A 10,649-nucleotide genomic window follows, 5' to 3' on the forward strand; every position below is an offset into this window, starting at 1 on the left:
CCTGCGATTCCCTTGCCCCATGGCAAGATCACTCTTTCCTGCCATGAGATATGTTAGTTCGTTCTTATCATAACGTATTTACCATGACGCCATCTTCAACGCATCCCTTTGAATGAGTACGCGGCTTAGCCACTTGCATCAGCGCAAAAAAAGGGGAAGCTGCGAACAGCTTCCCCTTCTTGTCTAGCGCTCGGTCATCCGCGTCATGAGCGGCACCGATGGCGCGACGACTTACTGCTCGCGCAGAATTTTCAGCATGCGCTTGAGCGGCTCAGCGGCACCCCACAGCAGCTGGTCACCCACGCTGAACGCTGAAAGGTATTCACCGCCCATTTTCAGCTTGCGCAGGCGGCCTACCGGCACTTGCAGCGTGCCCGTGGCGGCTGCAGGCGTTAGACCCGCAATGGTGGCGTCTTTATCGTTGGGGATGAGCTTGACCCACTCGTTATGCTTGGCAATACGCTCTTCGATCTCATCCAGCGGCACGTCTTGCTTCAGCTTGATGGTGAACGCCTGGCTGTGCGAGCGCATGGCACCGATACGCACGCAAAGGCCATCGATGGGGATCGGGTTGTTTTCGAGACCCAGAATCTTGTTGGTTTCGACGCTACCTTTCCACTCTTCGCGGCTTTGGCCGTTATCCAGTTTGGTGTCGATCCACGGAAGCAGGCTGCCAGCCAGCGGCGCGGCGAAGTTATCGGTGGGGAAGTCGCCTCCGCGCATGGCCGCCGTCACTTTGCGGTCGATGTCCAGAATCGCGCTCGCCGGGTCGGCCAGTTCGCTGGACACGCTGTCACGCAGTTGGCCCATCTGGTTGAGCAGCTCGCGCATGTGCTTGGCACCGGAGCCCGACGCTGCCTGATACGTCATGGAGGTCATCCACTCGACCATATCGGCTTCGAACAGGCCGCCCAACCCCATCAGCATCAAACTAACGGTGCAGTTGCCGCCCACAAATGTCTTCGCGCCTTTGGCAAGCTGCGCGTCGATCACCTTACGGTTCACCGGATCGAGGACGATGGTGGCCTCATCTTCCATGCGCAGGGTGCTGGCGGCATCGATCCAGTAGCCTTTCCAGCCGTCGTTACGCAGGTCGCCGTAGACTTTCTTGGTGTAGTCGCCGCCTTGGCAGGTCACGATGACGTCCAGGGCTTTCAAGTCGTCTAGCGCAAACGCATCTTTCAGCGGAGGCACGTCCACGCCGATGTCGGGGCCCGGCTGGCCGACTTGAGAAGTGGTGAAAAAGATCGGCTCAATGCCGTTGAAATCACCCTCTTCCTGCATGCGCTGCATCAGCACCGAGCCAACCATGCCACGCCATCCCACGAAACCGACTTTCAACATGTGAAGTCCTCCAACTAAGAATGAGACCTATATTATACACACATATCAGACACGACGTCGGCCACCCCTGAGGGCAGCCGACATGTGCTGTTCAAACAAGCATTGAGGCGAATCAATTAGTTAGCAAGCTTTCTTTGTTACTCACCGCGTACAAAGGCGGCGAGTACCGCATCGCCCATCTCCACCGTGGACACACGGCGCGTGCCTTCAGAGGCGATATCGGCGGTGCGCAGGCCGTCGTCCAGCACACTGCCTACGGCGGCTTCAATACGCTCGGCCATCGCCGTTTCATTGAGCGAGTAGCGCAGCATCATCGCCACAGAAAGCATCATGGCCAGCGGGTTCGCGATGTTCTGGCCCGCAATATCCGGCGCGCTGCCGTGGCAGGGTTCGTACATGCCCTGCCCGCTCTCGTTGAGCGAGGCAGACGGCAGCATCCCGATGGAGCCGGTGAGCATGGCGGCAGCATCAGAGAGAATGTCGCCAAACATATTGCCGGTCACCACCACATCGAACTGCTTCGGTGCGCGCACCAGCTGCATGGCGGCGTTGTCCACGTACATGTGGGAAAGCTCGACGTCCGGGTACTCCGGCGCTAAGCGCTCCATCACTTCACGCCATAGAATGGTGACTTCCAGCACGTTAGCTTTATCCACCGAGCAGAGCTTTTTGCCCCGCTTTTGAGCCATCTCGAACGCGACGCGGCCAATGCGCTCGATTTCACTTTCGGAGTAGACATAGGTGTTGAAGCCAACACGCTCCCCGTTACGCTCTTCGATACCGCGCGGCTGACCGAAATAGATACCGCCGGTCAGTTCCCGTACGATCATGATATCCAGGCCCGCCACCAGCTCCGGCTTTAGGCTGGAAGCGCTGGCCAGCTGCGGGTAGAGCATGGCCGGGCGAAGGTTGCCGAACAGGCCAAGGTTCTTACGCAGCCCCAGCAGGCCTTTTTCCGGGCGCTTGGAGAGGTCTTCGAGTTTATCCCACTTGGGGCCACCCACTGCGCCGAGCAGAATGGCGCTGGCGGCTTTGGCTTTTTCCAGAGTTTCAGCGGGCAGCGGCTCGCCGTGAACATCATAGGCGGAGCCGCCCACCAAGCCCTCTTCGACTTCAATATCCAAGCCCGCTTCTTGGCAGGCTTTCAACAAACGCGCTGCCTGGGCCGCGATTTCGGGGCCGATACCATCACCGGGCAGCAGTAACACTTTATGAGTCATGCTTAATCCTTAGCACTTATAATTTAGGCACTTATAGCCCACTACTCAGTGAGCCAACGCTACGCAGGCTGGCGGAACAGCCACGGGCGCTGCTGGCGATGCTGCTCTTCGAAGCTGCGAATGGCGTCTTCGTCTTGCAGAGTGATGCCAATATCGTCCAAGCCGTTGAGCAGACAGTGCTTGCGGAATGCGTCCACGTCGAACTCAAGAATCTCGCCACTGGGCGTAATCACCCGCTGGTGCTCAAGATCCACGTCGAGCTGGTAGCCTTCGTTAGCTTCTACTTCAGCAAACAGGCGATCTACTTCTTCTTCCGCCAGAGTGATCAGCAAAATGCCGTTCTTGAACGCGTTGTTGTAGAAGATATCGGCAAAGCTGGGGGCAATCACTACTTTGAAGCCGAAATCTTCCAACGCCCAAGGCGCGTGCTCGCGAGAACTACCACAACCGAAGTTACGGCGCGCCAGCAGTACCTCAGCGCCCTGGTAACGCGGCTGGTTCAAGACGAAATCCGGATTCAGCGGGCGCTTCGAGCAGTCTTGCCCCGGCTGGCCTTCATCCAGGTAACGCAACTCGTCAAACAGGTTGACGCCAAAGCCCGTGCGCTTGATGGACTTCAAAAACTGCTTGGGAATGATCAAGTCGGTATCGACATTAGCGCGATCCAGCGGCGCGACCACGCCTTCAAAACGTTCGAACTTTTTCATAGCTTAGGCCTCCTGCGCGTGGGTGGCGTCGTTAGCGGGTAAGGTGCGTACGTCGACGAAGTGACCGGCAATGGCGGCGGCCGCTGCCATGGCAGGACTCACCAAGTGAGTGCGACCGCCATAGCCCTGGCGCCCTTCGAAGTTACGGTTAGAGGTAGACGCACAGTGCTCGCCCGCGCCCAGCTTATCCGCGTTCATGGCCAAGCACATGGAGCAGCCCGGCTCGCGCCACTCAAAGCCCGCTTCAATGAAGATTTTGTCCAGGCCTTCCGCTTCCGCTTGGCGCTTTACCAAGCCAGAGCCCGGTACGACCATGGCCAGCTTGATGGAATCGGCCACTTTGTTGCCCTTCGCCACTTTGGCAGCTTCGCGCAGGTCTTCGATGCGCGAGTTGGTGCAGGAGCCGATAAAGACTTTATCCAGTTTGATATCGGTGATCTTCTGGTTCGCCTGCAGGCCCATGTACTCCAACGCGCGGGCATGGCTGCGCTGCACGGTTTCATCCAAAGCGGCTTTGGGGTCGGGCACTTGGCCTGAAATACCGGTGACCATTTCCGGGCTGGTGCCCCAGCTTACCTGCGGTTCGATCTCTTCGGCTTTCAGCGTCACCACTTTATCGAAGTGGGCGTCCGCATCCGATACCAGGTTGCGCCAGTCGGCCACGGCGGCTTCCCACTGCTCTGCGGTGGGCGCAAAGGGGCGTTTAGCGAGGTAGTCGATGGTGGTGTCATCCACGGCAATCAGGCCCACGCGAGCACCCGCTTCAATCGCCATGTTGCACACCGTCATGCGGCCTTCCATAGAGAGCGACTCGATGGCACTGCCCGCAAACTCGATAGCGTAGCCTGTGCCACCAGCGGTGCCGATCTTACCGATGATCGCCAACACGACGTCTTTTGCGGTCACGCCCAGGCCCAGCTCGCCTTCGACGCGCACCTGCATGTTCTTCATTTTCTGCGCCAGCAGGCACTGGGTGGCCAAGACGTGCTCGACTTCCGAGGTGCCGATACCGTGGGCCAACGCGCCAAACGCGCCGTGGGTGGCCGTGTGGGAGTCACCGCATACCACGGTCATACCCGGCAGTGTGGCGCCCTGCTCAGGACCCACCACGTGCACGATGCCCTGGCGCGGGTCATTGATCTTGAACTCTTCGATGCCGTACTCGACGCAGTTGTCGTCCAGGGTTTGCACCTGAATGAGCGAGACCGGATCTTTGATACCGCTGTTACCCTCGGCGCGCTCTTTCACCGTGGTGGGCACGTTGTGGTCCGGCGTGGCCAGGTTGGCATCCAAACGCCAGGGCTTACGGTTCGCCAAACGCAGGCCTTCGAACGCCTGAGGCGAGGTCACTTCGTGGAGCAACTGGCGGTCGATGTAGATCAGCGCCGTACCGTCGTCGCGCTGCTTCACCAAATGCTGGTTCCAGAGTTTGTCGTAAAGCGTTTGACCTGACATGTGGCTCTCCTGGGCGGTGCCCTGCTAGTTCGTTATGGCAGCCTCTGCGTGCTGCTTCTATGGCATGCAAGGAGTGTTACGCGACTCGCGCATAAAAGCAATTCATGTTATTCATACTTTAGATTCCAAACAGGAATAGTAACCAGGGAGCCGCCCGTGGATACCCAAAGCCTGCAAGCCTTTCTCGCCGTGGCGGAAACCCAAAGCTTCTCCCGCGCTGCCGAACAACTCCATCTCACACAGCCCGCGGTCAGCAAGCGCATTGCCACGCTGGAAGACCTGCTGGGCACGCGACTTTTCGACCGCATTGGGCGGCGCATCGCGCTGACCGAAGCAGGCAACGTGCTGCTTCCCAACGCCCAGCGCATTCTGTTTACCGTGGAAGATAGCCGCCGCGCGCTGGCCAATCTCTCTGGTCAAGTGGGCGGAAAATTGACGCTCGCCACCAGCCACCACATTGGCCTTCACCGCCTGCCGCCGCTGTTAAAGCAGTACACCCAGCGCCATCCCGAAGTGGCGCTGGATCTGCATTTCCTGGATTCCGAACTGGCTTACCAGGGCGTGATGGACGGCACGCTGGAAATGGCCATCGTCACCCTGGCTCCCCACCCCGTTGAACAACTACAGGTCGTGGAGCTATGGCGTGACCGACTATGCTTCGTCTGCGCCAGCGACCATCCACTCGCCGACCGCAGTCGCAACAACGGCAGGCCTCTCAGCTTGTCAGAACTGTGTGAGGTAAACTGCATATTGCCGGGGGCCAAAACCTTCACTCGCACGCTGATTGGCCAACGCTTTGAGGAAGCAGGCCTCACCTTGCCCGTGAGCATGTCGACCAACTACTTAGAAACACTCAAGATGATGTGCGGCGTAGGGCTCGGCTGGAGCCTGCTGCCGGAAAGGATGATCGACAGCGAGCTGGTAGAGCTACCCGTGGACACCACGCCCATTCATCGCCCGCTCGGCTATCTGGTGCACACCAACCGAACGCTCTCCAACGCCGCGCGCAAGATGATCGAAGAGCTGGAGCACAGCCGCCAACCCGCCCACACGCATTAACGCTGGGAGCTTTCACTCTGGTGCATGGCCGCATTCGAGAGCACGGACGACGCGCGCCCGTCGGCTGAGCCCAACGCCGCGTCGACCATTGCCGCCGCCACGACGCGCACCTCGATCGGCCGTACCGAGCGCGGCAACCAACGTGACGCCGGAGCCATCAATACACTCGCCCACTTCTCCGCCAACCGCCCATCCTCTGGCCGCCCCAATAACAGCGAAGGCCGAGCAAAGAACACGCAGGGCAACCCCAGCGACTGAACATCCCGCTCCACCTCGCCTTTCACACGGTTATAAAACACCGAAGAGCGCGCATTCGCCCCGTGCGCCGTCACCACACCTAACCTGCTAACGCCCGCCGTTTTACACGCCCGCGCAAACGCCAGCACTAAGCCATGATCCACACGTCGAAACGCCGCTTTACTCCCCGCCTGCTTTTTCGTGGTGCCCAGCCCCACAAAGGCCACGGCACCGGCGGGCATACGCTCGGCGGCCTGAGCTTCTAACTGGTCGAAATCGAGCAGTGCAGGCTGGAGCTTGGAAGCGATAGCGTCGGTAAATTCACGGGTAAGATCCAGCTCACGACGGGTCATCACGATGACGCTCTCCACCTCCTCGCGCTTCGTAAGCTGAGTAACGAGCTGCTGGCCGATAGCGCCAGTAGCACCAAGAACGATGGCGGTGAGCATGGATTAACGTTTCCTTATGGTGTTAATGGCTTAAACACAGGATCATAACGGCACTGGCAGGCATAGAATGAGGTTGTAGCGCGTGGTAACGAGCGATTAGCGAGGCACCCGCGAGGCCGAGCCACCTCAATAAATAGCATGCAAGCGCTTACCACCCCCACCAACGCCATAAGGCTCGCATCGCCCGCCAGACACTACCCAGCATAGAGGGAAACAGGTTAGGAAAAACCAACGCCAACACCGAAAAGGTGACGATACAACCGATAAAGTAGCGACTGCTTAGAAAGCCACCCACATACATCAGCTGGCTGTTGGCCCACACCCACATAAGAACAGCCGTGGGCAAGGAAAAGAATAGCGAAACGAACAGGCTGATGAGCCTAGATTCGAGGGGGCCGCCTTGGTCGTGATGTTTTGACATTGATCGCCCACCGTCATGCACACCACAGGGCTTTCATGATGGCGTGCCGGAAAATGTATCCGCGTGACGCGGGGATTATGTGTTGGTACCCAAGAACCGAGACTTCACTTCCTCTGTCGGCACCATACAAGCATCTTTCTTACCAAAAAGCGCATAACGATTCCGAGCGAATAACTTGTAAACCGCATCTCTAATCGGCCTGGGCACAATTTTGAATACATAACAGAACCGCCACGGCCCTTTCAGGTCTTTCGCTATCTCCAGAGCCGCATCTGAAAGCACGTAACACTTACCAGCCTTGATAAGCACCAAGGTATCCATGCCCACATCGGGCATGTTGAAGCGCTGCGTGAGTTCCTGCGCCAACTCGCTCTGCATTGGGGTAAATGCAAAGGTTCCCTCTGGGTCTCGCTGGATGATGAAATTCACTGCGCCGTTACAGAAGTTGCAAACACCATCGAATATGACGATATGGGGGTTGTTCATAGGCTCCTGAAAGAACTTAGCGCGAGTGGTTTAGCGATTTTGGAATCGCTAAACGATGAAAACATGGTTTGGCCACAGCAGCCAGAGGTGCGTTACTCTTAGTGATTCCATAGCCTGAGAACTTTCACCACTCGCTCTTCCTCAAACACTTGGTAGACCAAACGATGCTGAATATTGATGTAGAGTGAATAGGCTTCCGCAAGATCACCAACGCGCTTCTCAAACGGAGGCGGCTTGCGAAATGGATCTTCTGCTTCCAGCGCTAACAGCTCCTGAACGTTGGATTTGAGGCCTCTAGAGGCCAACTTCTTGGAATCTCTCTAGGCTTGCTGGGTGTAAACCAACGTCCAGTCACCAGCCCAGCTCCTCAACATATTCCCCCTTAACGAACAGACTCCATCATACCGGCAGGAACAGTGCCCCCTGAATCGCAGACCAACCGTCCTCTGATACCAAGAGAGTCATCTGTTAATTTTCTTAAATTCGATGCCTTGTAATGTCTCAACATGACCATCTTCCCCATCAGCATATGATGCATCCCCTTTTAAATATAGAGTGTCATTTTTATGATATATCTTGAGCAACAATGTCTGATAATCAATAGCATCTCCCAACACAGGAGTGACTAAAGCAAATAAAAAGCCATCCCTACAGTAACCATTAATAGAATAGCTAAGAGTTTCTAGTTTACCACCCCTATTCTCTTGATGAATTAGCGTCCCAGAAATGGAGTCTGCATCTTGCCTTAAGTTTAAAATAAATCCAATTTTATCATGCCCATTAGTATCTTCCCATCGACCTTTGACTCTAACCCCCCTATACAGTTGACTTTTAACCCAGGGCAAAAAAACACCCACATATACCTGCCTAATAAAAAGAAAAACAAACGTAGCGATCAAACTACTAACAACACCTAAAAGTATTGGAGATATTTCTTTCATAAAACCCTCTTAACATTGATGATACAACCCAACAAGCGAGCCTTACATATCTATTTAAGCCATGCTAACTAAACAGCTCTAAAGTATCAATTTATCATTAGCCACCACTAAGAGCCAGATTACATATCACTTATTATTGTGCCCGCTCACTTTACCTTACCCACCACACTCTATTCATAAAATAGGCTTAGGTCACGTGCACATCAAAATTTTTGTGGCTTGGGTAGTTTGATGGTCGTGCGTTGAAGCCACTCGCGCATCTGTCATCTCCCTTACCCCGTCACTGCTTGCTACTAGCCTTCTCTCGCAAACCCGATTAGCCTGCTAACTCAACCAGTAAGGGATTGAGATGCAAGAGACGACGACGCGGCAGCGCTTGGCGGGGGTGTTGGTGCTGCTGGGGCTTTTGGCGCAGATAGTGGGGTTTACCGGGGCGGTGCCGACCGCGCTGGCAGTGAGCTATTTGCTGTGGGCGGCGGTGGCCCTGCTGTGGCGGGATATTCCCAAGCGTTCGCGCATTCAGGCGGGGGTGTTGATTGCCCTTGGCGTGGTAATGCTGATGGTGGCGCAAACGGTGTATGGCGCGGAGGTTAACTGGCCTGCCATGCTGCAAGGCAACGTGTTTGTAGCCACCATGCTGGTGGGTGTGAGCTTTATTTCGCTGATTGGCACCCAGGGCAATAAGCGCCCGCCGGGTAAACGGGTAACGGGTGCAGATGGCGTGCTGCGTACTTGGCTGGGGGTGCATTTCCTCGGCACGATTTTGAATCTTTCCACGGTGTTTATGGTGGGCGACCGCTTGGCTCGCCGTGCGCCGTTAACCACACCGCAGCTATTGGCGCTAAACCGAGGGCTTTCTAGCGCTGCGTTGTGGTCGCCCTTCTTTGCTTCTATGGCGGTGGTGATTGCCCTGGTGCCGTCTGTGCAGTACGCCCAGATTGCCGTGGTGGGTTTTCCGATTGCCATGCTCTCAGGGCTATTGACCACGCTAGAGCTGCGGCGGCGGTTTGATTTAACCGAGGTGGATGGCTTTTCGCTTTCGCCCCGTAGCCTGCTGATGCCTGCGGGCATGGCGGCGTTGGTGATGCTGTTTCACTTTTGGATCACGCCCTCGCTCACTATCGTCAGCATTATTACTTTTTTGCTGCCGGGGGTGGCGCTGTTAAGCAACCTGCGGGAAGGCCCACGCTTTACTCTGCGGCGCATTCGCCAGCACACAGTTACCCGCCTGCCCGCCATGCGTGGTGAAATTTCGCTGTTTTTGGCAGCGGGGTTATTAACATTAGGGCTTTCGACGTTGGTGGCTGCCGCTGCGGGCGATGAGTGGACGCTGTTCGCCCGCTTTGGCACGTGGCAGGCCATGGTCAGCTTTGCTGCCATTACGCTGAGCGCGCTGGTGGGGCTGCACCCGATTATTGGCGTTTCCGTGCTGGCGTCTGTTTTGGATTTAAGCGGAGGCGAGCAAACACTATTCGCCTTTGTGGCGTTAAGCGCCTGGGCGGTGGGCACTAGCGTGGGGCCGCTTTCCGGTATTAACCTTTCCTTGCAGGGGCGTTATGGGGTGAGCGGTTATCGCATGATGAAAGATAACCTGCCCTACGCGGCGATGATGAGCCTGCTCTCGCTGGGGGCGATTGCAGGCTTGAGCGCTTGGCTAGGTTAACAATCAGGTTTCGATGATTTTATTCGGGAAGCGGTAGAAGTAGCGGTGGCCGCACTGGTGGCAGGGTTCCAGCCGAGCGACTTCGTTGAGCATCACTTGGGCATCGCAGTGGGTGCAGGCCATTAACCCTGGGGCGGCCATTTCGCCTTCACAGTAGTCGGCACGGGCAGCTTCCAAGTCGTCCTCGAAACGTTCGCGCTCGACGATGCTGCGGTCGGCAATGGAAAGCAGCGATTCCGCCACGCGGCGGGAGAGCTGGTCGATGTCGATTCCCAGCCAGCTGGCGACCTGTTTACCGGTATCCGCCATGTAGTAGCGCATATCTTTTAAGTCGCGCTCTACCCAGGCGCGCAGTAGGGCCAGCTCGTCTTTGGTGTACTCTTCAAGCTCGGCCTCGAAGGCAACGGCGTCGTCCAAATCCTTTTGCAGGTTGTCCCAGGTGAGCTCGTTGGCGCCGTCTTGCATACGCTCCAACAGGCGCTCGTAGCCTTCGCGAAGGCGGTGATCGTTATGTTTTTCCATGGGTCCTCTCCTTTTGTCGCCACAGGTGCTACCTATCATCGGCTAGCCGTTCAAGGATACACCTGCATAGGATACAATCGACGCTACTTATCTGACAGTCGTCATCTACTATTCACTTTGCGCCCTTTTTGGGCGAATGACCCCA

General features: G+C 56.5%; 11 protein-coding genes. 2 read left to right on the forward strand and 9 right to left on the reverse strand.

The features are described from left to right. Positions 1-231: 231 nt before the first annotated feature. From asd to leuC, 4 genes are all read right to left on the reverse strand, one after another. Positions 232-1,344 (reverse strand): aspartate-semialdehyde dehydrogenase, encoded by a 1,113-nt coding sequence (asd, locus tag QIT27_RS15190; protein ID WP_285264282.1) that lies wholly within the window; start codon positions 1,342-1,344, stop codon positions 232-234. A 137-nt stretch (positions 1,345-1,481) separates the two neighbouring features. Beyond that, positions 1,482-2,564: a 3-isopropylmalate dehydrogenase gene (gene leuB, locus QIT27_RS15195; protein WP_253018842.1), complete on the reverse strand. Its 1,083-nt coding sequence runs from the start codon at positions 2,562-2,564 to the stop codon at positions 1,482-1,484. A gap of 59 nt (positions 2,565-2,623) precedes the next feature. Then, positions 2,624-3,271, reverse strand: coding sequence for a 3-isopropylmalate dehydratase small subunit (gene leuD / locus QIT27_RS15200; protein ID WP_159341944.1), 648 nt, complete (start codon positions 3,269-3,271; stop codon positions 2,624-2,626). A 3-nt stretch (positions 3,272-3,274) separates the two neighbouring features. Next, entirely contained in the window at positions 3,275-4,726 is a 1,452-nt protein-coding gene (gene leuC, locus QIT27_RS15205; RefSeq protein WP_159341943.1) for a 3-isopropylmalate dehydratase large subunit, read from the reverse strand. 156 nt (positions 4,727-4,882) lie between these two features. Between leuC and QIT27_RS15210 the strand changes: the two genes are divergently transcribed. Continuing rightward, positions 4,883-5,785, forward strand: coding sequence for a LysR family transcriptional regulator (locus QIT27_RS15210; RefSeq protein ID WP_285264283.1), 903 nt, complete (start codon positions 4,883-4,885; stop codon positions 5,783-5,785). Here the strand turns inward: QIT27_RS15210 and QIT27_RS15215 are convergent. The 4 genes from QIT27_RS15215 to QIT27_RS15230 all read right to left on the reverse strand — a co-directional run bounded on the left by QIT27_RS15215 (position 5,782) and on the right by QIT27_RS15230 (position 8,319). After that, positions 5,782-6,471, reverse strand: coding sequence for an NAD(P)H-binding protein (locus tag QIT27_RS15215; RefSeq protein ID WP_285264284.1), 690 nt, complete (start codon positions 6,469-6,471; stop codon positions 5,782-5,784). The genes QIT27_RS15210 and QIT27_RS15215 overlap by 4 nt on opposite strands. Positions 6,472-6,967: 496 nt before the next feature. Then, the gene (locus QIT27_RS15220) at positions 6,968-7,378 is read right to left on the reverse strand and encodes a thiol-disulfide oxidoreductase DCC family protein (protein WP_285264285.1); all 411 of its coding nucleotides are present in this window, start codon (positions 7,376-7,378) and stop codon (positions 6,968-6,970) included. Positions 7,379-7,476: 98 nt separating this feature from the next. After that, positions 7,477-7,683 (reverse strand): Txe/YoeB family addiction module toxin, encoded by a 207-nt coding sequence (locus QIT27_RS15225; RefSeq protein WP_285264286.1) that lies wholly within the window; start codon positions 7,681-7,683, stop codon positions 7,477-7,479. A gap of 156 nt (positions 7,684-7,839) precedes the next feature. Next, complete coding sequence (locus QIT27_RS15230; protein WP_285264287.1) at positions 7,840-8,319, reverse strand: hypothetical protein; 480 nt, start codon at positions 8,317-8,319, stop codon at positions 7,840-7,842. Between the two features lie 349 nt (positions 8,320-8,668). Between QIT27_RS15230 and QIT27_RS15235 the strand changes: the two genes are divergently transcribed. Beyond that, positions 8,669-9,982, forward strand: coding sequence for a hypothetical protein (locus QIT27_RS15235; protein ID WP_285264288.1), 1,314 nt, complete (start codon positions 8,669-8,671; stop codon positions 9,980-9,982). A 3-nt stretch (positions 9,983-9,985) separates the two neighbouring features. Here QIT27_RS15235 and QIT27_RS15240 read toward each other — a convergent pair whose 3' ends face one another. Further along, the gene (locus QIT27_RS15240; RefSeq protein WP_159341934.1) at positions 9,986-10,504 is read right to left on the reverse strand and encodes a zinc ribbon-containing protein; all 519 of its coding nucleotides are present in this window, start codon (positions 10,502-10,504) and stop codon (positions 9,986-9,988) included. Positions 10,505-10,649 lie beyond the last annotated feature (145 nt).

It is taken from the genome of Halomonas sp. LC1 (assembly GCF_030247125.1).
Taxonomy (GTDB): Bacteria; Pseudomonadota; Gammaproteobacteria; order Pseudomonadales; family Halomonadaceae; genus Vreelandella.